This is a genomic window from Nonomuraea sp. NPDC050663 (assembly GCF_044456985.1).
Classification (GTDB): domain Bacteria; phylum Actinomycetota; class Actinomycetes; order Streptosporangiales; family Streptosporangiaceae; genus Nonomuraea.
On the sequence record NZ_JBITGL010000002.1, the window covers coordinates 613,552 to 634,137 of the forward strand.

A 20,586-nucleotide genomic window follows, 5' to 3' on the forward strand; every position below is an offset into this window, starting at 1 on the left:
CTCTCTAATTGGAATTAGACGGGATCGTAGACAGCTGCCCCATACCTGTCAACGTCCCGTCGGCTGGCTCTGGAGCGAATCTAATTTGTATTAGACGCCTTGACGGCGACCGAGGCGACGGCAACTGTTCGAGCATGTCTGGAAATATCGCCCGACGCCGATTCCTCGGCTACTCCGCCGCGAGCGCCGCCGCCGTCATGCTCGGCACCGGCGCGTGGTCGACGAACGCGGCCAGGGCCGCCGTCTTCGCCGGCACGCCCTTCACGCTCGGCGTCGCCTCGGGCGACCCCTCGCCCGACGGGGCGGTGCTCTGGACCAGGCTCGCCCCCGACCCGCTGGCCGCCGACGGCCTGGGCGGCGTGGCTGGCACCGCGCCCATCGCCGTGGAGTACGAGGTGGCCGAGGACTCCGCCTTCACCGTCGTCGTCCAGCGGGGCACGGTCCACGCCACCAGGGAACTGGGCTGGTCGGTGCACCCCGAGATCTCCGGGCTGCGGCCGTGGCGCCTGTACTGGTACCGCTTCAGGTCCGGCGGACACATCTCGCAGGCCGGCAAGTTCAAGACCGCGCCGGCCGCGAACACCATGGCGCTGCAGCTGAGGTTCGCCTTCGCCTCCTGCGCCAGCTACGAGGGCGGGCGCTACACCGCCTACTACTACCTGGCCAAGGAGGACATCGACCTGGTGGTCTTCCTGGGCGACTACATCTACGAGTACGGCGTCACCAGCACGGCGCACCACTACGACATCCCACTGCCGTCATACATGGCCGCCAAGTGCACCGACCTGGCCCGCTTCCGCCTGCAGTACGCCCTCCACAAGCTGGATCCGAACCTGCGCAACGCGCACGCCAACGCGGCCTGGATCATGACCTACGACGACCACGAGGTGGAGGACGGCTTCGCCGCCGACCTGTCCAAGTACGGCACCGATCCCGCGGTGTTCCGGCAGATGCGCGCGGAGGCCTACCAGGCGATGTACGAGAATCTGCCGTTACGCCAGAGCCAGGTGCCCTCCGGACCCTCCATCGGCATCCACCGGCGCCTGCAGTACGGCCTGCTGGCGGACTTCACGATGCTCGACACCCGGCAGTACCGCACCGACCAGCCGGTCTGCTCGACGCCCGCGTGCCCCGAGCGGTTCGACCCGGGCGCCACCATGCTTGGCGCCGCCCAGAAGCAGTGGCTGATGGACGGGCTGACCACCTCGCAGGCCCGCTGGAAGATCGTCGGCAACCAGCTGCCCATGGCCGAGACCGACCGCGACGACACCGCGGCCAAGGTGGTCTGGACCGACCCGTGGGACGGCTACGTGGCCGAACGCAACGCCATCCTCGGGCAGGCGCGCACCGCGGGGGTGAAGAACCTGGTCGTGGTCACCGGCGACCGGCACACCAACTACGTCATGGACCTCGAGACCACCTACGAGAACACCCGCGGCGTGAAGGTGGGCACCGAGTTCGTCGGCACCGCGATCTCGACCATGGGCGACCGCGACCCGGCCGCGATGGCCGCGATCGCGGCGACGTACAGGCGGGCCAACCCGCATATGAAGTGGTGCGACATGCTCCACGGCTACAGCCGGGTGACGGTGACGGCGGCCCAGCTGACCAACGAGTTCCGCACCGTGCCCTACATCGAGGTCACAGGGGGCCGCGTCAGCACCAAGGCCACCTTCGTCGTACAGCACGGTGTGCCAGGTGCGCAGGCGGCCAGCGTGTAGTGTTGCGCGCTCCCCGCCGCGGGTGTATCAAGGCGCGGGGGTGATCGCTTTGCTGTCGCTTTACGCGGACCTGGCCGTCGGCCTGGTGATGCTCTTCCTGCTCATGTCGCTCCTGGTGAGCGGCCTCAACGAGGCCTTCGTCAGGCTGCTGTCGATCCGTTCCAAGTTCCTGTGGGCCTACCTGCGCGACACCATGGACGGCAGCGACGAGCAGGGCAAGTCGTGGCTGCCCGCCAAGGTGCGCGACGTCTTCGCCGCGCTGCCCTTCCAGCGTGACCCGCGGCCGGAGTTCAGCGACCAGCCCGCGCCCAGCGACGCAGCCCCCGCGCCGACGGCCGCGGAGGAGGCGCCGGCGCCCATGACCGAGCGCCTCTACGAGCGCGTGCAGGAGATCGACCACCCCAAGACCGGCCGGACCAGCATCGCCAACATCCCGCCCGAGCGGTTCGCGGTCGCGGTCGTGGAGATGGCCGCGGCCGAGCCGGAAGGCGTCGAAGGCCTGCTCGGCAAGCTCCAGGAGCTCAAGAGCCCGCTGCACGGCCACCTCAAGGGCGTCTGGGAGGGCGCCCAGCGCGACATGGACCGCTTCCGCCAGGGCGTCGAGATCTGGTTCGACGCCGAGATGCAGCGCCTGTCGATGCTCTACAAGAGGTACGTCAAGTGGGTCGTGGCCGTGCTCGGCCTGGTGATCACGCTGATCTTCAGCCTCGACGGGGTGGAGTTCGCCAAGTCGGTGCTGCGCGACAACGGCTACCGCGCCGCCGTGGCCGCGGCCGCCTCGGGAGGGCCCGAGGTGGTCGAGCAGCTCAAGGTCAAGTGCACCCAGCCGGGAGAGTCGGCCGACCTGGCGGGCTGCATCACCGAGACCCTCAGTTCGCCCGCGCTCATCCAGGCGCTCGGCAACGCCGTCGTGAGCGTGTCGGTGCCCGCCGAGGGCGACCCCAGCGTCCAGTGGAACGGCGGCGCCTGGTGGGATCGCCTGACCACCTGGACCCACTGGCCCGGATTCCTGCTCACTTACGTCGCGCTGCTGTTCGGGGCGCCGTTCTGGTGGGACATCCTGCGGCGAATCACCGGTTTCAAGCGATCCTGACCCATCACGACCACCTTGTGTAGAGATCGCCTGACTTGACTACCTAAATTCCTACCGGGATTATGGGGAATATGCGGATTCCCCATCGTCTCCTGCCCGTCCTGACCGCCCTCGTCGTCACCGTCACCGCCTGTTCGTCCGCGGGAGCCAGCCAGGGGGCCGCTGACACGGCGGTGCTCAAGCTCCAGGACCCCGGCAACGCCGGACCCCTCGCCTACGCCAAGAAGACCGGCATCCTCGAACAGCGCCTGGCCAAGGTCGGCGCCAAGGTCGAGTGGGGCGGCAGCTACGCCTCCTTCACCGCCACGATCGACGCCGTGCGCTCCGGCTCCGTCAACGTCCTGCAGGGCGCCATCTCCCCGGTCCTCGGCTACCTGGCCAACAGCAAGGACATCAAGATCTTCTCCTTCACCGACCGGGTGACCGACCCGGCCGCTCCCAAGACCGACGGGCTGGTGGTCCCGGCCGGCAGCCCCGTCAAGGACATCAAGGAGCTGGCCGGCAAGCAGGTCGCGGTCAACAAGGGCGGACGCGGCGAATACCTGCTGCTGCTCGCCCTGGAGCAGGCCGGAGTCCCCGTCGACCAGGTCAAGCGCGTCTACCTCAACCCCGACCAGGCCGCCTCCGCCTTCGCCACCGGCAAGGTCGACGCCTGGTGGGCGATCGTGCGCGCCTACCCCGAGGTGATCGCCAAGGGCGCCCGGGTGCTCGTGCACAGCAACGCCCTGCCCGACCAGGACATCAGCATCTACGCCGCGCGCAACGAACTGCTCGACCGGCACCCCGAGGCGGTCAGGACCTACCTCGACGTGGTGCGGGAGCTGACCGAGGAGGCGAAGAAGAGCCCGGAGAAGTTCCAGAACGTCTTCCTCCAGCAGGGCCCGACCGCGCTCAGCGGGGAGCGGCTGCAGATCGAGCTCGAGAAGTCGCGCTACGTCAACCCGCCCCGCCCGGCGACCGCCGCCGACGGAGCGTTCGTGACCGACGTCGCCTCGATCTTCACCAAGTACGGCGTGCTGCCCTCCGCCGTCGACCCGGCCGCGGTGATCCACGAGTTCAAGAAGGCGGCGGCGTGAGCGCGGTCGCGCAGAGCCCGGCGCTGCCGGCGGAGGCGGCCGGCACGCTGGAGACCCCGCGCCACCTCGGCGTGCGACGCCGGCCCGCCGCCCTCTCTCTGACCCTGCGCCTCAGCGTTCCCGTGCTGCTCCTGCTGGGCTGGTGGTACGGCTCGGCGTCGGGAGCCCTGTCGCCCGACGTCCTGGCCGGACCCGGCGCCGTCCTCGGCGCGCTGGGCGAGCTGATCGCCACCGGCCAGCTCGGGGAGTACCTGGCCGCCTCGGCGGTGCGCGCCGGACTCGGCGTCGCCGTCGGCGCGGGACTCGGCCTGCTTCTGGGCGTGCTGTCCGGGCTGTCGGCGCTCGGCGAGGAGCTGATCGACCCGACCATGCAGATGAAGCGCGCGGTGCCGTTCCTGGCGCTCGTGCCGCTGTTCATCTCCTGGTTCGGCGTCCAGGAGACCTTCAAGGTCGTGCTCATCGCCGTGGCCGCCGCCGGGCCCATGTACGCCTACGTCTACCTGGGCGTGCGCGGCGTCGACCGCAAGGTCGTCGAGGCCGCCCGCGGCTTCGGGCTCAGCGGCGCCCGCCTGGCCTTCGGCGTGATCATCCCCAGCGCGCTGCCGAACATCCTCATGGCGCTGCGCATCTGCCTGTCGATCTCGCTCACCGGCCTCATCGCCGCCGAGCAGATCGGCGCCACCGAGGGCATCGGCTACCTGGTCACCCTCGCCCAGCAGTACTACCGCAGCGACTACATGGTGTTGTGCATCGCCATCTACGCGGTGCTGGGCCTCGCCATCGACCTGGCCATCCGCGGGGTCGAGCGGCTGGCGATGCCCTGGCGCGCGCACCTGGCGGCCCGATGAGCGCCGTCAGGATCAGCGGGCTACGCAAGAGCTTCGGGCCCAAGACCGTCCTCGACGGGGTCGACCTGGAGATCCGGCGCGGGGAGTTCTTCGCCCTGCTCGGGCCCAGCGGCACCGGCAAGACCACCCTGCTGCGCATCCTGGCCGGACTCGAACTGCCGGACGCGGGCACCGTGCTCGCCCCGCCGCGCCGTACGACCGTCTACCAGGAACCCCGCCTCGTGCAAGCCCGCCGTACGCTGCCGAACGTCACGATCGGCCTGCCGCGCGGCTCGCGCGCCAAGGGCGCGCAGGCGCTGGCCGAGGTGGGACTGGAGGGGTACGGCGCAGCCTGGCCCGCCACCTTGTCGGGCGGCGAGGCCCAGCGCGTCGCCCTGGCCCGCGCGCTGGTGCGCGAGCCCGAGCTGCTCCTGCTCGACGAGCCGTTCGCCGCCCTGGACGCCCTCACCCGCCTGCAGATGCAGGAGCTGGTCGCCGAGCTGTGCGCCCGCCACCGGCCCGCCGTCGTCCTGGTGACCCACGACGTGGACGAGGCCGTACGGCTGGCCGACCGCGTCGCCGTGTTGCGCGACGGCCGCTTCGCCGTCGAGCAGCCGATCGAGCTGCCGCACCCGCGCGACCGCGACGACCCCGACTTCATCGCCCACCGCCGCCTGTTCCTCTCGACTCTTGGAGTGTCATGACTCAGATCTGGTACACCCGCTGCCCGGTGCCTACGGCCAGCGGCCTGGCACACCGGCTCGGCTGGCTGGCCGACGAGCTCGGGCAGGTGGGGGTCCTGCAGGACGCGCCGCCCGAGATCGCCAGGCACCACTTCGACCACCAGCTGCTCGGCCTGTTCCGCGAGGGCGGCAACGTGCCCGCGCTGGCGGCCCGCTCGGAGGGCGCGCCGACCCGGCTGATCGGGCTCACCTGGATCGAGGAGTGGCAGTCGGTCCTGGTGCGCCCCGATTCGGGCATCACCGATGCCGCCGGGCTGAAGGGCGCGCGCTTCGCGCTGCCGCGGTGGGCGGCCACGCGCGGCGAGAGCTTCCCGCGCGCCATGGCGCTGCACGGCGCCAAGGGGGCGCTCTCCCAGGCCGGGCTGACCCTCGACGACGTCACCCTGGTCGAGGTCGAGCAGCCGCCCTCGCGCATCGGTCGCGCCGAGCCCGGCGCTCCTCGCGGGGGAGCCTGGTCGTGGCCCGGCATCACCGAGCTCGCCTCCGGCCAGGTCGACGCCGTCTACGTCAAGGGCGCGCGGGCCGCCGAGCAGGCCGCCGAGATCGGCGCCGTCGTCGCCGTCGACCTCGACGCGCACCCCGACCCGCGCACCCGCGTCAACAACGGCACGCCCCGCCCGATCACCGTGCACGAGCAGCTCCTGAAGGAGCAGCCCGAACTGGTCGTCAAGTTCCTCGCGCAGTCGCTGCGCGCCGGCGACTGGGCCGCCTCCAACCTGGGGAGCGTGCAGGAGATCCTCGCTGGCGAGACCAACTCCGGCCTGGACGGCGGGCGCACCGCCTACCGCAACGACTTCCACCTCGACCTCCACCCGGACCTGTCGGCCGGGCGGCTGGAGCTGCTGGGCATCCAGAAGCGGTTCCTGCTCACCCACGGCTTCCTGGCCGCCGACTTCGACCTGGAGTCGTGGGTCGCGCCCGAGCCGCTGGAGCAGGCCCGCGCCCTCCTGGCGGACAGGCAGGCCGCGTGATGGCCGTCGAATTCCACATCACCCTGCCCACCCGCGCCCGTCGCCGGCGGACCTTCCCCGAGCACCTCACCGACCCGGCCCGCCCGGTTCCCGGGCACGCGCCCGCCGACCCCTACGACCACATCGCCCAGGTCGCGCGCGCCGCCGAGCTCGCCGGGCTGAGCGGCGCCGTGGTGCCGTTCGACCCCGACGGCGAGGAGAGCTTCATCGTCGCCGGGGGAGTGCTGCGCCGCTCGCGCTACCTGCGCGTCGTGGCCGAGTTCCACCCGGCCATCGCCACCCCCGTCTACGCCGCCAAGCTCTCCGTCTCCCTGGCCCGCTTCTCCGGCGACCGGCTCGACTGGAAGCTCGGCGACCTCGACCCGCTGACCGCCCGCGCCCACGGCGACTTCCTCGACGGCCCCGAGCGCCACCGCCGCGCGGCCGAGTTCCTCACCATCGCCAAGGGCGTGTGGTCCCAGAGCGGCTTCACCTACGAGGGCCGCTACTTCCAGGTGCTGGAGGGCGGGTTCGCCTCCGTGCTCGACGACGGCGTGCCCTCGCCGCTCGGCGGGCGGCCCTTCCCGCGCGTGCACCTGGCGGGCACCTCGCCCGAGGAGCTCGACCTGTCGGCCGAGCACGCCGACGTGCACCTGTTCGACCCGTGGGACGACATCGAGTCGGCCGTCGAGCGCCTGCCCGGCCTGAAGTACGGCGTGCGCCTGCGGGTCGCGGCCCGCGAGGACGCCGCCGAGGCCAGAGGGCTGGAAGGAGACCTGGTCGGCAGCTACGACAACGTCGCCGCCGGCATCAGGGAGTTCGTCTCGCGCGGCATCACGATCTTCCACCTGGACGCCTCGCCGCACCTGGAGGAGACCTACCGGATCGGCGAGCACCTGCTCCCGCTGCTGACCAAGGAGAGTGCCGATGTCCATTGACGTGTACTGGCGCATCGGCACCCACGGCGACCAGCCGTCGCTGCGCCGCCGCGTGCCCAGCCGGGGCGGCTGGGCGCCGGTCGGGCCCGGCAGCCTGGCTCCCGGGCTGCGCGACGGACGCCCGGACGGCTACAGCCACGTCGAGCACATGGGCGACGTCGCGAGGGCCTCCGAGAGCGCCGGCTTCGTGGGCGGGCTGCTGCCGTCCTTCCCGTTCACCGACGACCCCTGGTCGGCCGCCGCGACCCTGGCCAGGGAGACCTCCACCTACCGGTTCATGATCGCCTTCCAGCCCGGCTTCCTCCACCCGGTGCAGGCCGCGCGCATGTCGGCCTCGCTCCAGCGGGCCACCGGAGGGCGCGTCGTCTACAACATCATCTCCGGCGGCGGAGGCCCCCAGCAGCTGTGGTGGGGCGACAAGGTCGACCACGACGACCGCTACGCGCGCACCTCGGAGTTCCTGGACGTGCTGCGCGGCGTCTGGAGCGCCGAGCCGTACCGGCACAAGGGCCGCTTCTACCAGGTCGACGGCGCCGCGCTTCCCGAGGAGCTGGCCGCGCAGCCCTTCCCGGAGATCTACTTCTCCGGCTCCTCCAAGGCCGCGATCGACGCGGCCGGGCGGCACGCCGACTACTACCTGTCGTGGCTGGAGCCGTTCGAGCCGCTGGCGGAGAAGTTCACCCAGGTACGCGAGGCCTCCGACCGGGACCCGCGTTTCGCCGTGCGCATCGACGTGGTCGCCCGCGAGAGCGAGGAGGAGGCCTGGGACGAGATCCGCCGCGGATGGGACAACATCGACCCCTCCGTGCTGCGGGACGCCACCGGCGACTCCATCGGCTGGCAGCGCAGCCGCTCCTTCGTCACCGGCAAGGTCACCGGCCACCGGGACCTGGAGGTCGAGCCGAACGTCTGGGGCGGCTTCCACCTCCTGCGCGGAGGGCCCGCGTTCGGGCTGGTCGGCAGCTACCAGCAGGTCGCGCAGCGGCTCGACGAGCTGATCGAGCTCGGAGTCGGATCATTCATCCTCGCCGGTGTCCCGCACCTGGAGGAGGCCTACCGGGTGGGCGAGAACGTCCTGCCCTTGTTGAAGAGGAGCACAGCATGACGGTCCGTGTCGGATATTTCCCCCACAACAACTCCCTGTGGGTGCTGCGGCACCGCGGGATCCTGGAGAAGAGCCTGCCGTCGGTCGAGTGGGTGGACTTCCGCTCGCTGCCCGCGGGCGAGCGTCCCTCCCCGCAGGAGGGTCTGCCCACCGCGCACGGTGATCACCTGTTCGACGGCGGATACGACTTCATCGGCACCGGTTCGACCCCTCCGGTCACCGCGCAGGGGCAGGGACACGACGTCGTCTACGTCGCCGTGTCGGGCTCCCGGCACGAGAACGGCCGGCTTGTCGTGCGGGCCGACTCGCCCGTGCAGTCGGTCGCCGACCTGAAGGGACGGCGCGTCGCGCTCGGCCACGGGTCGTGGCAGACGACGCTGCTGCTGTTCGCCCTTGACGACGCCGGGTTGTCGTGGAAGGACATCGAGCCGGTCGACGCCGGGGTCAACGCGGCCCAGCTGCTGATCGACGGCGAGGTCGACGCCTGGGTGGGCTCCTACCCGTCGCTCGGCGGGGTCGAGGAGCAGACCCGCACGCTGGTGCGGACCGACGGGCTGTTCAGCCACCGCTCGCTCTGGTTCACCCGGCGTGACTTCGCCGAGAAGCACTTCGAGGAGCTGTCGGCCATCGTCGCGGCGCTGAAGGAGTCGGACTCCTGGATCACCGGGAACTACCGCGAGGCCGCCGAGCTGTTCGCCGCCGACGACGGCGGCGACGTCGAGCGGTGGGAGCACGCGCTGCGGCACCGGCCGTTCGGGCTGGAGCCGGTGACCGAGCAGTTCGTCGCCGAGCAGCAGCGTGCCGCCGACCTGTTCCACGCGGCGGGGCTCATCGACAGGAAGGTCGTCGTCGCCGACGCGGTGCTCCCGGAGATCAACGAGCTGGTGGCCCGCTGAGGGTGACGTGAGCCAGGCCGGGGCGATGGCGCGCGCCCCGGCCTTCCTTCTCCTTCGGCTCTCGTTCGGCTAGCTGAAGGTCAACCAGTTCACGTTGACGAAGTCGGCCGGCTGGCCGCTGCTGAAGGTCAGATAGACGGTATGGGTGCCGGTGGTCGCTGCGAGGGCGCCCGGCACCGTCGTCCAGTTCTGCCAGCCCCCTGTGTTGCCCACGGCGAAGTCACCGACGGGCGTCGCCGTCGGACTGCCCAGCCGCACCTGGACCAGCCCCGACACGCCGCCCGCCGCGCCGGAGGCCACCCGGACCCTGAACTGGGTGGCGGCTGTGGAGCCGAAGTTGACGTTGTCGAAGCGCAGCCAGTCGCCGTTGGCGATCCAGCCGACGTTCTGCCCTCCGCCGGTGTCGGAGGTCGCCTCCAGGGCCGTGCCCGACTGCGCCTGGTAGCTCTCGGCCTGGATCGTGGAACGCGCGTCGACGCCGCCGGGGTTGCTCCCGCCGCCGTTCGACTGCCACACGGCCACGTAGTCGACCACCATCGGGCGGCCGGAGACGGTCTGCGCGGTCGGCGTGGCGAAACCCGCGACCCCGTTGGGGAAGGCGCCGCCCATCGCGACGTTGAGCAGGATGAAGTAGCCGGCGTGGCCCGTCATGTTCGACCAGGTCGTGGCGTCGAACTGGCTCTGGCTCACGCTGTGGAACTGCTGGCCGTCGACGTACCAGCGCAGCTGGTTGGGGCTGACGCTGCGGTCCCACTCGAAGCGGTAGGTGTGGAAGGCCGACTGGCACGTCGAGCCGGGGCAGGCACGGCTGGCGCCCAGACCGTTGTTCTCGTTGCACGGCCCGCCCGGCGCCACGCCGCAGTGCAGCACCGCCCAGACGGAGTTGATGCCGTTGACGTTCTCCATGATGTCGAACTCGCCGATGGCCGGCCAGTTCCAGTAGTTCCCGCGGTACGGCGAGCCCAGGGCCCAGAACGCCGGCCAGTAGCCGAGGGCCTGGTTGCCCGTCACGTTCGGCATCTGGATGCGGCCCTCGATGCGCAGGATCCGCCCGTCGGCGGGCTTGAAGTTCGAGCGCACGGTCTCGATGCGGGCGCTGGTCCAGCTCTGGCCGCTGCCCAGCGGGGTGATGCGCAGGTTGCCCGAGCCGTCGAGGCTCACGTTCTGGGTGCTGTTGGTGTAGTTCTGGATCTCACCGGTGCCCCAGTTGGCGGGGCCGCCGGGGTAGTTGTGGCCGGTGTCGATGATCCAGTTGGCCGAGCTCGGCAGGCTGCCCGCCGTACCGTTGAAATCGTCGGACCAGACCAGGGACCAGCCGCTCGGCGTCGGCGGCACGGCGGCCGACACGGGCGCCGCGGACAGCACCAGGGCGGCCGCGGCCATAACAATCAGGACTAAGCGTGGCATCGGCAGGCTCTCTCCTTTGGGGGGTGCAGGGCTAGAGAGCGCTCTCTGAGAGTGATGTGAACATGCCCTTTACTCCGTGTCAACCGTGGGTTTCGTGCATCGTGAGAGCGCGTTCTCGACGGCGGCGGGAGAACGGCGGCCGGCGGGTCCCCGCCGAATCGGTCACCAGGGCGGATCGCTATCTTTCTGGGGATCGTCCTCCCTGAGTAAGGTGACCCCCGCATGCAGCAGTTTCCCGAGATCAGCCGCCGTCAGGCCCTCGGCGGCCTGAGCGCCACCGCCGCCCTCGCCCTCGCCGGCTGGCCCGGCGCCGCCCACGCCTCGCCCGGCGGGCCCGTCACCATCACCGTGATGGGCACCTCGGACCTGCACGGCAACTGCCGGAACTGGAACTACTTCAACGACGACGTCTACAAGGACTCCGCCGGCAACCACATCGGCGTCGCCAAGGTCTCCTCGCTGGTCAAGCAGATCCGCAAGGACCGCGGCGAGAAGTACACCCTGCTGTTCGACTCGGGCGACACCATCCAGGGCACGCCGCTCACCACCTACTACGCCAAGATCAAGCCGATCACCGAGACCGGCGAGCTCCACCCGATGGCGCGGGCCATGAACCCGCTCAGGTACGACGCCGTCACCCTCGGAAACCACGAGTTCAACTACGGCATCCCGCTGCTGAACGCCTGGGTCGAGCAGATGAAGGCCCCCGTGCTCGGCGCCAACGCCCTCGTCCACGGCACCGGCAAGCCCGCCTTCCGCCCCTACATCGTCAAGCAGATGCGGGTCCCCGGCCAGGGCAGGCCCATCCGCGTCGGCGTGCTCGGCCTGACCAACCCCGGCTCCGCCGTCTGGGACAAGGACAACGTCGACGGCAAGCTCGACTTCGAGGACATCGTCGTCTCGGCCAAGAAGTGGGTCAAGGTCCTCAAGGACCGCGAACGCTGCGACGTCGTCATCGTCACCGCCCACGCCGGCGACGACGGCTTCTCCTCCTACCTCGACGTCAACAACGGCGGCACCATCCCCGTCGAGAACGCCTCCAAGCTCGTCGCCCAGCAGGTCCCCGGCATCGACGTGATCATCTTCGGCCACGCGCACAAGGAGGAGAAGGGCTACCTCACCCCCGGCCCGAACGGCGAGCAGGTCCTCGTCTGCTCGCCCAGCAAGTGGGGCATGCGCCTGGCCGTCGTCGACCTCACCCTCACCTGGAAGCGCGGCCGCTGGACGGTCACCACCAAGACCTCCACCACCGTCAACGCCAACACCGTGGCCGAGGACCCCGAGATCGTCGCCGCCGTCGACGCCCAGCACGAGGTCACCAAGAAGTACGTCAACACGGTCGTCGCCACCTCCACCGAGGCCATGTCGGCCGCCGAGGCCACCTACAAGGACGCGCCGATCATCGACTACATCCAGTACGTGCAGACCAAGGTCGTCAAGGAGGCGATCGCCGGCACGGAGTACGCCTCCCTGCCCATCGTCTCGATCGCCGCCCCCTTCAGCCGCACCGCCGCCTTCCCCGCCGGGGAGGTCTCGATCAAGAACATCGCCGGGTTGTACATCTTCGACAACACCCTCATGGCGAAGGTCATCACCGGGGCGCAGATCAAGGACTACCTGGAGGACAGCGCCGACTACTTCAACACCGTGCCGGTGGGCGCCCCGGTCGACGTCGCGACCCTCACCAACGCGGTCGTGAACGGGCAGGCTACGCCCGACTACAACTACGACCACATGTCAGGGGTCTCCTACGACATCGACATCTCCAAGCCGGCGGGGGCGCGCATCGTCAACCTCACCTTCGACGGCGCACCCGTCGACCCGGCGCAGCGGTTCGTCATCGCGGTGAACAACTACCGGGCCACGGGGGCGGGGCAGTTCAGGCACATCGCGGGGGCGCCGACGATCTACAACAAGCAGGTGGAGATCCGGCAGGCGATGATCGACACGGCGGTGGCCGAGGGCGTGATCGACCCTTCGACGTTCGCGGTGTCCAACTGGAAGCTCGTGCGTGAAGGGGTGCCCGTCTTCTAACGGCTCAGGCCCCGCTTGTCGGGCGCTTTCGGCGCCGGTGGGCTCGGGCTGTGCCTGGTTATGGAGGGTGGTCCTTCGGGCCACCCCCACGCTTGCGGCCGATGGTCTGGGGGCCATCGGCAACCCGCGCGTGTGGCCCGGTGTTCCGCTTCGGGTGCGCCGGGCTTTGAGGGGGGCTTCCACGGCCGGGTCCGTGTGTCACCACTCAAGCCACCCCCCACCCCCGCTCCACCGAGCTCCGGCACCGGCCGGGCTCGTCACCCGCGCTGACGAACAGCGCGATCATCATGGGAACCCCGTAGGCAAGCACCTCCCGAGGCAGCGGCCCGGTGGCGACCAGCGACACCAGCCCATGCCCGATGACCCAGCTCTGGGTCGCCAGCTCCAGCGGCTGGACGTCGTCACGGAAGCGCCCGGCGGCCTTGGCCCGCTCGACCGCGTGGACGAGCGTGTGCAGGCTGTCGTCCGCCGCCTGCGGGTCTTCGAGGTCGAAGGTCGCGTCGAACATCACGCGATACAGGTCGGGCTCGTCCAGAGCGTTGGCCAGATATGCCGACCCGAGGGCGGTGAGGTCCTGGACGGGGTCGTCGGACATCGCGACCCGGGAGAGCCTGGCCGCCAGGCGCGTGAATCCTTCCTGGCGCATCGCCTTCCACAAGCCGTCCATGCCGCCGAAGTAGGTGTACACGGCCATGGTCGACACCTCGGTGCCCGCGACGAGCGAGCGGAGGCTGATCGGCTGGCGGGCACTCAGCATCTGGGCGGCGCGCTCGATCAGCAGGGCGCGGATGGCGGGATCCTTCGTCCGGGGCATAGCCCTACATTACATAGCAATGCTATGTTTTGGGGACAGGCACCGACGAAGAGGAGTGAGTGCTGTCATGGCTGTGACACTGATCAACCCCGACGGACTGCCGAAGCCCGACGTGTACCGGCAGCTTTCGATCGCCACCGGCTCGAGGCTGGTGTTCCTGGCCGGACAGGTCGCCAGGGACGCCGAGGGGCGAAAGGTCGGCGAAGGGGACTTCGCGGCCCAGGTCGAGCAGGCGTATCTGAACGTGGGCACCGCACTGACCGAGATCGGCGGCTCGTTCGATGACGTGGCCAAGCTGACGATCTATGTCGTCGACTGGAGCGAGGACAAGTTCCCGCTGCTGGGGGAGGGGGTCGCTCGGGCGGCGCAGAAGATGGGGGTCGATCCGGTCAAGCCGATCACCCTCCTGGGCGTCGCGGCCTTGGGTGAGCCCGACCTCATGGTCGAGGTCGAGGCCACCGCGGTGCTCGACTGAGCGATGAGCCGTCAGACCCCGCGACCGGGTCCGTGACTGGCGCCGTGACGGGCCACGCGACCGGCCACGCGACCGGCGTCGTAACCGGGTCCGTGGCTAACGCCGCGACCGGGTCTGTGACTGGCGTCGTGACTGGCGTCGTGACTGGCGTCGTGACCGGCGTCGTGACCGGCGTCGTGACCGGCGTCGTGACCGGCGCCGTGGCTAACGCCGCGACCGGCCCCGTGGTCGGACGCGTGGCTAGCGCCGCGACCGGCCCTGTGGCCGGCCCCGTGGTCGGCTGCGGAATCGGCTGCGCTATCGGCCCGGTGGTCGGCGCCAGGATGGTTGGACGGGTCCTTGATCCACGCGCGGATGCCACGGCCCGCGTACCTCTCATCGCTATACCTCGGAACGAGGTGGCAGTGGGCGTGGAAGACGGACTGGCCACCGATCGCCCCGACGTTCCATCCCACGTTCCAGCCGTGCGGGTCATGGTGGCGCAGGATCAGGCTCTTCATCTCGTCCAGCAGCCGTTGGGTCGAGCTCCACTCGTCGGGCGTCAGGTCGAACATGGTCGGCCGATGGGCGAAGGGCATGACCATCGCCGATCCCTCCGGTAGCTGCTTGGTCCAGATCGCGTAGCAGAGCTGGTCGGAGAGCACGATGTCGGGCTTGATCCTCGGCAGGCAGAACGCGCAGTCTTCCATCCCACCATGGTGATGGACGCCGGGGGCTCGCCTCTGTGAGTAGTCACGACAATGGTGATCAAGCGGGCGCTCCGGCGAGCTGCGGACGCCCTCGTCTGCGAGGTCCTGCTTGCCTGCGACGCCCCCGACGTTTTGCACCGGGGCGCTGCGACGGCGGGCAAGCACGACAGACGCCCGTCCACCTGAAAGGCCACCGGCCGCGCCCCGGTCCTCGGTCGCCCCGGTCCTCGGTCGCCTCGGGTTGGTCGCGCCGGGTTGGTCGCCTCGGGTTGGTCGCCTCGGGTTGACAGACCTCGTGCGGTGCCGGAGATCCGGGCATGTCCGGGGCAGGGCTCCCCCCACGACCTCCGACGCGCCTGGATGATCAGGCGCTCATGCCGGCGTACCACCGACCTGCGCGCGGAGCGGCACCATGGTTCCGGTGAAGGCGCCACAGCCGTGCACGAGGGCAGCTCTCGTGGTGGTCGCCGAGCGCAGCGCCAACACCGGTCAGGGTGCTGGGCAAGACGAGGGTGATGTACTTCGGGCTCGATGTCGGGCGCCGATTCCCGCAGGCGTGATCATGGCTCCGTGAGGTTCCAAGTCCTGCTAGTCCTGATCTGCGTCAAGAAGCAGGAGCGACCGCAGCTCCTTCCAGGCGACCGCCTCATCGCTGAATCGCATGCGCAGCAGCTCGGCCGAGTAGAACGCCAGGACGAGGAGTTCGCTCATGAGGTCATGGTCCGGTCTCACGGGGGGATCGTCGGATGCCGCGATGCCTCTCAATCCCGGCTCATCGGAGATGATGCCGACGATCATCACGTGCAGATCGATGACGTGGTCGGCGAGGGACGGAAGGTCCACGTCGTCGGCGATCGTGTCGAAGACGTAGTCCAGCAGCTCCTTCTCCCCGGTGAACGCTGCGGTGATCAGGGCGCGCGCTGTGCCGCGAACGGTCAGATCGGTCTCGTTCGTCATGACGGAGCCCCTGCCCTGGAGTGACGGAAGTGAACAGGCGATCGTCCACCTGCACGTCCATGCGCCGCCGAGGGAGAGCATGCGGCCGGAGCGCCGGACATTCGGGCAGCAGAAACCCCCTACACCAACCGTGGTGTAGGGGGTGTCCGGATGCTTACTCGTCACACGTCGTAGTACAGCTCGAACTCGTGCGGGTGCGGCCGCAGCCGGATCGGGTCGACCTCGTTGACGCGCTTGTAGTCGATCCACGTCTCGATCAGGTCCGAGGTGAACACCCCGCCCTCGAGCAGGTAGTCGTGGTCGGCCTCGAGGTTGTCGAGCACCTTGTCCAGCGACCCGGGCACCTGCGGGATGTTGCGCGCCTCCTCCGGGGGAAGCTCGTACAGGTCCTTGTCGACCGGCTCCGGCGGCTCGATCTTGTTGCGGATGCCGTCGATGCCCGCCATCAGCATCGCGGCGAAGGCGAAGTACGGGTTGCACGACGGGTCCGGCACGCGGAACTCGATGCGCTTGGCCTTCGGGTTGGACCCGGTGATCGGGATGCGCACGCAGGCCGAGCGGTTGCGCTGGGAGTAGACGAGGTTGACCGGCGCTTCGTACCCCGGCACCAGTCGGTGGTAGGAGTTCACGGTCGGGTTGGTGAAGGCCAGCAGCGACGGGGCGTGCTTGAGCAGGCCGCCGATGTAGTAGCGCGCCGTGTCGGACAGGCCCGCGTAGCCGACCTCGTCGTAGAAGAGCGGCGCGCCGTCCTTCCACAGCGACTGGTGGCAGTGCATGCCCGACCCGTTGTCGCCGAAGATCGGCTTGGGCATGAACGTGACCGTGTGACCGTACTCCAGCGCCGTGGACTTGATGATGTACTTGTACAACATCAAGTTGTCGGCGGTCTTGAGCAGCGTGCCGAACTTGAAGTCGATCTCGGCCTGGCCGGCGGTGCCCACCTCGTGGTGCTGCATCTCGACGTCGATGCCGCACTCGATGAGGTTGCGGACCATCTCGCTGCGCAGGTCGGTGAAGTGGTCCATCGGCGGGACCGGGAAGTAGCCGCCCTTGTAGCGGGGCTTGTAGCCGAGGTTGCCGCCCTCCGAGGCCTTGCCGGTGTTCCAGGCGCCCTCGATGGAGTCGATGGAGTAGAACGAGGCGTTCTGCTTCGTCTCGAAGCGCACGTCGTCGAAGATGTAGAACTCGGCCTCGGGCCCGAAGTAGACCGTGTCGGCGATGCCGGTGCCCTTGAGGAACTCCTCCGCCTTGCGGGCGACGTTGCGCGGGTCGCGGCTGTAGGCCTCGCCGGTCAGCGGGTCGTGCACGAAGAAGTTGATGTTCAGCGTCTTGTGCTGGCGGAACGGGTCGATCACGGCCGTGCTGGGGTCGGGCAGCAGGAGCATGTCCGACTCGTGGATGGCCTGGAAGCCGCGAATCGACGAGCCGTCGAACATGAGGCCGTCGCTGAAGACGCTGGCGCTGAAATTCTCCACGGGAAAGGTGAAGTGGTGGGTCGTTCCGGGCAGGTCGGTGAACCTGACGTCGACGAACTGCACCTCTTCTTGCCCGATGAATTTAAGGACCTCGTCGGCGGAGTTGAACACTCTCGAAACCTCCCAAGGGACGGGCTATCAGCCCGACGCTAGAGCCCTGGGGTTTCCGGACCGTGTCTCGTTTGTTTCGAGGTTGTTAAGGAGACTTGCGTCACACCCTGCTGGCCTTCCGGCACTCGCCCGGGTGGCGCTCCCGGTCGAGGTCGTAGGGGTCGATGCGCGGCTTGTCCCGGCCCTTGCGCTGTTCCTCGTCGGGCACCGAGTCGACGTAGGCGGGATGGACGAAACCGTCCTTGGCGTCGCATCGGGCGCCGGTGACCCCGCCGTTGTTCCAGAGGCGGAGCCAGCGCACGTCGTTGGCGTAGAGGAGGACCTCGCCGATGTCGTGTGCGATCAGCCGGGTCGAGGTGTGGGGCTGGCCGGGGCGCTGGATGGCGTAGACGAAGAGGAAGTTGGTCTTGATCTTCACGCCCCGTCGCCCGGCCTGGTCCTTGAAGGCGGCGAGACTCGACTTGCCGTGCACCTTGATCACGTCGGTCACCAACTCGGCGGTCTTGGGGGCGAAGCTGGTGACCCACCTGCGTGCCTGGTCGCCCTTGCGCCGGTCGAGATGTTCGGTGAACCAGGCGCGCTGGGCGGGGTCCAGCAGCTTCATGAAGGCCTTGGGCTTGCCTCCCATCAGCGTGGGCCGGTCCAGGTGGGCGGCGGCGAGCAGTTCTCGCACCCGGTCGATCCCGGCCGCCACCTGCTTCTTCGACAATCCGCCCATCGCCTTGGCCTTCGGCAGGACCAGTCCCGCCTCGCCGTCGGCGTACTGTTCTGCGGGCGAGCCGGCGAACGGCCCGGCCGGGGTCTGGGCGACCGTGGGCGTCGCCGACGCCTCCACCGTGCCCTCAGCCGTGCCTTCCGCCGCACCCTCCCCGTCGGACGGCGGCCCCATCCTCACGGGTGCGGTCTCCTCCGGCACCGGCCCGGTGGCCTCCAGCGAGGCCGCGCCCAGCCAGTCCGGCTGCAGCGTGACCATCACCCCCGCCACGGTGACGATCGCCACCACGGACCAGACCGCGAGCCAGGCCCTCCGCCGGCGATGGCCTCGCACGCTGGGATGCCGCTGACGCGACGCCTTGGAGGCAGCCTTGGTGGCCGCCGCCTGCATGCGGCGGCGATCCCCCTGGTCGAACTGCTCCATCAACTCGGCAAATCGTGCGTCGATGTCATCCCCGTGCGACATGGGGACAATGATGCAGACGGCGCATATCAGGGTGAAGCGCGGTTGGGTCACGATCCCGACCGGCCACCAGGCCGGATACCGTTAGTACATGAGCAAGGGCCCCCAGTCCAAGAAACCCCGGAAGAAGTCCGAGCCGGTCAGTCCGCGATGGACGCAGACCTGGCTGGGCGGGGTGCGATCGGCCGGGGTGGATCTCGGCTACCCGGGCGAGCGGCTGGGCCTGCCCGAGGAGGGCCTTGAGTCGATCGCGCGGTTCGGCCGGCGCATCGGCGCGCTGGTCATCGACTGGATGATCTGCACGTGGGCGATCACCCAGGCGCTGCTGCGGATCAGCCCCGGCGAGTCGCCCTGGGTGCCGGTGGTCGTCTTCGGCGTGCAGTATCTCCTTCTGGTGGGCCTGACCGGCCAGACCTTCGGCCACCGCCTGCTCGGCATCCGGGTGGCCGCGATGGACGGCGGGCGCCCCGCCTGGTTCCCGACGCTGGTGCGCACGGTGCTGCTCTGCCTGGCCGTACCCGCCCTGATCTTCGACCGTGACCAGCGCGGCATCCACGACCGCGCCTCCAACACGATGGTCGTGCGGAGCTGAAAGGCGCCGTCAGGACGGGGCGGCGCAGATGAAGATCGCGGTGCCCGGCAGGTGGCGGCCGCGCAGCGGGCTCCAGCCGCCCCACACGCCCGTGTGACCCTCCGGCCACTCCGGCTCCACCAGGCCTTCCAGCCGCAGCCCCGACGCGACGATCAACGCGATCCAGTCGCCGAGCGTGTGGTGGTGCTCGATGTAGGTGACCTGCGAACCGTCGCGCTCGGTGTACGGCGTGCGGTCGAAGTAGGAGCGGTCGGAGGTCAGACCGCGAGGCCCGGGATCGTCGGGGAAGGCCCACCGGATCGGATGGCTGGTGGAGAAGACGAAGCGGCCACCGGGCCGCAGCACCCGCCGCACCTCCGACAGCACGGCCGCCGGGTCGGCGACGAACGGCATGGCCCCGTAGGCGGAGCAGCCCAGGTCGAACGAGGCCGTCGAGAAGGGGAGCTGCTCGGCGTCGGCCTGGACGACCGGCACCGTCAGGCCGCTGTCGAGGTCGATGCGCTGGGAGTGGCGCAGCTGGCGGTGGGAGATGTCGAAGGCGGCCACGCGGGCGCCCTGGGAGACCAGCCATCGCCCGCACTGCGCGGCCCCGCAGCCGATCTCGAGGACGTCGCGGTCCTTGACCTCGCCGAGCAGGCCGACGGAGGCCTCGTCGAGGCCCTCGGGACCCCAGATGAAGGTGGAGTCGCCGAGGAACTCGCCGTGTTCGACCTGGTAGTCGTCGGCGTTGCCGTCCCACCAGTGCCGGTTGGCGGCGCTGGAGACCCGCACTACCGCATCTTCGGGCCGCGCGGCATGCGCGTGCCCTTCGGCATCGGACCCTTGGGCATCGGGAGGTTCTTGGGCAGGGAGCGCAGCCGGTCCTTGACCTCGTTGACCGAGGGCTTCTTGAGGTTGCGCGGCAGCTTCATGATGTGGCGCTGCAGCTTGGCGATGGGCACCTGGCCCTCTTCGTCGCCGCACTGGATGTCGTAGATCTCGACGCCGAGCACCACGCGGGCCACGCGCTTCTTCTCGGAGGCGAGCATCTTGCCCACCCGGCTCTTGGGGCCCTCGGAGACGAGGATGACGCCCGGGAAGCCGACCACCATGTGGATGAGGTCCTGGTCGCGGTTGACCGCGATGGCCGGGGTGACCTGCCAGTTGCCGCGCATGCCCTGGAGCACCGCGGCGGCGGCGCCGGTCTGGCCGTGGAGGATGGAGTACTGCGCCTTCTGGGCGAGCTGGCCGAAGACGATCAGGCCGACCAGGACGGCGAGCATGAGACCCAGCGGGATCGCATACCAGATGAACCCGAGCACGAGGCCGAGCACGACGACGACAGCCAGCGTGGCCACCGCCGAAAGGAAGACGATGGGCATCCCTTTGGGATTGGCCTGCTGGATGATCTTCGCGATCATGCGGAGCTGCTTGATGCGCCCCGGCTTCTCGTCGGACGTCGCCATACTCTGAAGGATATCGAGAAAGCGGGCCTGCTCCTGCATTGGGAGCAGGCCCGTCGTGCCG

General features: G+C 69.6%; 20 protein-coding genes. 12 read left to right on the forward strand and 8 right to left on the reverse strand.

Annotated features, from left to right (window positions below; all coding sequences use genetic code 11):
* Window positions 1-134: 134 nt before the first annotated feature.
* The 9 genes from ACIBH1_RS07570 to ACIBH1_RS07610 all read left to right on the forward strand — a co-directional run bounded on the left by ACIBH1_RS07570 (window position 135) and on the right by ACIBH1_RS07610 (window position 9,349).
* Complete coding sequence (locus ACIBH1_RS07570) at window positions 135-1,721, forward strand: alkaline phosphatase D family protein (protein ID WP_397312765.1); 1,587 nt, start codon at window positions 135-137, stop codon at window positions 1,719-1,721.
* Window positions 1,722-1,761: 40 nt separating this feature from the next.
* On the forward strand, window positions 1,762-2,814 hold the full coding sequence (locus tag ACIBH1_RS07575) for a hypothetical protein (protein WP_397312766.1): 1,053 nt from the start codon (window positions 1,762-1,764) through the stop codon (window positions 2,812-2,814).
* A gap of 71 nt (window positions 2,815-2,885) precedes the next feature.
* Window positions 2,886-3,890 carry an ABC transporter substrate-binding protein gene (locus ACIBH1_RS07580; protein WP_397312767.1) on the forward strand — a complete coding sequence of 335 codons (1,005 nt, stop codon included), beginning with the start codon at window positions 2,886-2,888 and terminating at the stop codon, window positions 3,888-3,890.
* Window positions 3,887-4,738 carry an ABC transporter permease gene (locus ACIBH1_RS07585; protein ID WP_397312768.1) on the forward strand — a complete coding sequence of 284 codons (852 nt, stop codon included), beginning with the start codon at window positions 3,887-3,889 and terminating at the stop codon, window positions 4,736-4,738. Before ACIBH1_RS07580 ends, ACIBH1_RS07585 begins: the two co-directional genes overlap by 4 nt.
* Window positions 4,735-5,421 carry an ABC transporter ATP-binding protein gene (locus ACIBH1_RS07590; protein ID WP_397312769.1) on the forward strand — a complete coding sequence of 229 codons (687 nt, stop codon included), beginning with the start codon at window positions 4,735-4,737 and terminating at the stop codon, window positions 5,419-5,421. The genes ACIBH1_RS07585 and ACIBH1_RS07590 overlap by 4 nt, the downstream gene beginning before the upstream one ends.
* Window positions 5,418-6,431, forward strand: coding sequence for an ABC transporter substrate-binding protein (locus ACIBH1_RS07595; RefSeq protein WP_397312770.1), 1,014 nt, complete (start codon window positions 5,418-5,420; stop codon window positions 6,429-6,431). The genes ACIBH1_RS07590 and ACIBH1_RS07595 overlap by 4 nt, the downstream gene beginning before the upstream one ends.
* Window positions 6,431-7,348 carry an LLM class flavin-dependent oxidoreductase gene (locus ACIBH1_RS07600; protein ID WP_397312771.1) on the forward strand — a complete coding sequence of 306 codons (918 nt, stop codon included), beginning with the start codon at window positions 6,431-6,433 and terminating at the stop codon, window positions 7,346-7,348. Before ACIBH1_RS07595 ends, ACIBH1_RS07600 begins: the two co-directional genes overlap by 1 nt.
* Entirely contained in the window at window positions 7,338-8,453 is a 1,116-nt protein-coding gene (locus tag ACIBH1_RS07605) for an LLM class flavin-dependent oxidoreductase (RefSeq protein ID WP_397312772.1), read from the forward strand. Before ACIBH1_RS07600 ends, ACIBH1_RS07605 begins: the two co-directional genes overlap by 11 nt.
* A complete protein-coding gene (locus ACIBH1_RS07610; RefSeq protein WP_397312773.1) occupies window positions 8,450-9,349 on the forward strand; it encodes an ABC transporter substrate-binding protein in 900 nt (299 codons plus the stop codon). The genes ACIBH1_RS07605 and ACIBH1_RS07610 overlap by 4 nt, the downstream gene beginning before the upstream one ends.
* 69 nt (window positions 9,350-9,418) lie before the next feature.
* Here the strand turns inward: ACIBH1_RS07610 and ACIBH1_RS07615 are convergent, their stop codons facing one another.
* The gene (locus ACIBH1_RS07615; protein WP_397312774.1) at window positions 9,419-10,756 is read right to left on the reverse strand and encodes a glycoside hydrolase family 16 protein; all 1,338 of its coding nucleotides are present in this window, start codon (window positions 10,754-10,756) and stop codon (window positions 9,419-9,421) included.
* Window positions 10,757-10,978: 222 nt separating this feature from the next.
* Between ACIBH1_RS07615 and ACIBH1_RS07620 the strand changes: the two genes are divergently transcribed.
* Window positions 10,979-12,790, forward strand: coding sequence for a bifunctional metallophosphatase/5'-nucleotidase (locus ACIBH1_RS07620; protein WP_397312775.1), 1,812 nt, complete (start codon window positions 10,979-10,981; stop codon window positions 12,788-12,790).
* 205 nt (window positions 12,791-12,995) lie between these two features.
* On the opposite strand, the gene ACIBH1_RS07625 is transcribed toward ACIBH1_RS07620, so the two are convergent.
* Window positions 12,996-13,604: a TetR/AcrR family transcriptional regulator gene (locus ACIBH1_RS07625; RefSeq protein ID WP_397312776.1), complete on the reverse strand. Its 609-nt coding sequence runs from the start codon at window positions 13,602-13,604 to the stop codon at window positions 12,996-12,998.
* 67 nt (window positions 13,605-13,671) lie between these two features.
* Here ACIBH1_RS07625 and ACIBH1_RS07630 point away from each other — a divergent pair, with 67 nt between their 5' ends.
* Entirely contained in the window at window positions 13,672-14,079 is a 408-nt protein-coding gene (locus ACIBH1_RS07630; protein ID WP_397312777.1) for a RidA family protein, read from the forward strand.
* An 11-nt stretch (window positions 14,080-14,090) separates the two neighbouring features.
* On the opposite strand, the gene ACIBH1_RS07635 is transcribed toward ACIBH1_RS07630, so the two are convergent.
* From ACIBH1_RS07635 to ACIBH1_RS07650, 4 genes are all read right to left on the reverse strand, one after another.
* The gene (locus tag ACIBH1_RS07635) at window positions 14,091-14,768 is read right to left on the reverse strand and encodes an HIT domain-containing protein (protein WP_397312778.1); all 678 of its coding nucleotides are present in this window, start codon (window positions 14,766-14,768) and stop codon (window positions 14,091-14,093) included.
* Between the two features lie 588 nt (window positions 14,769-15,356).
* Window positions 15,357-15,725, reverse strand: a complete 369-nt coding sequence (locus tag ACIBH1_RS07640; protein ID WP_397312779.1) for a hypothetical protein — start codon at window positions 15,723-15,725, stop codon at window positions 15,357-15,359.
* 161 nt (window positions 15,726-15,886) lie between these two features.
* Window positions 15,887-17,311 (reverse strand): type I glutamate--ammonia ligase, encoded by a 1,425-nt coding sequence (gene glnA / locus ACIBH1_RS07645; protein WP_397312780.1) that lies wholly within the window; start codon window positions 17,309-17,311, stop codon window positions 15,887-15,889.
* 100 nt (window positions 17,312-17,411) lie between these two features.
* The gene (locus ACIBH1_RS07650) at window positions 17,412-18,491 is read right to left on the reverse strand and encodes a hypothetical protein (RefSeq protein WP_397312781.1); all 1,080 of its coding nucleotides are present in this window, start codon (window positions 18,489-18,491) and stop codon (window positions 17,412-17,414) included.
* Window positions 18,492-18,579: 88 nt separating this feature from the next.
* Between ACIBH1_RS07650 and ACIBH1_RS07655 the strand changes: the two genes are divergently transcribed.
* Window positions 18,580-19,080, forward strand: a complete 501-nt coding sequence (locus ACIBH1_RS07655; RefSeq protein WP_397312782.1) for an RDD family protein — start codon at window positions 18,580-18,582, stop codon at window positions 19,078-19,080.
* A 9-nt stretch (window positions 19,081-19,089) separates the two neighbouring features.
* Here the strand turns inward: ACIBH1_RS07655 and ACIBH1_RS07660 are convergent, their stop codons facing one another.
* Both ACIBH1_RS07660 and ACIBH1_RS07665 read right to left on the reverse strand, forming a co-directional pair.
* Window positions 19,090-19,851 carry a class I SAM-dependent methyltransferase gene (locus tag ACIBH1_RS07660; protein ID WP_397312783.1) on the reverse strand — a complete coding sequence of 254 codons (762 nt, stop codon included), beginning with the start codon at window positions 19,849-19,851 and terminating at the stop codon, window positions 19,090-19,092.
* Window positions 19,851-20,525 carry a DUF4191 domain-containing protein gene (locus ACIBH1_RS07665; protein WP_397312784.1) on the reverse strand — a complete coding sequence of 225 codons (675 nt, stop codon included), beginning with the start codon at window positions 20,523-20,525 and terminating at the stop codon, window positions 19,851-19,853. The genes ACIBH1_RS07660 and ACIBH1_RS07665 overlap by 1 nt, the downstream gene beginning before the upstream one ends.
* Window positions 20,526-20,586: the final 61 nt, after the last annotated feature.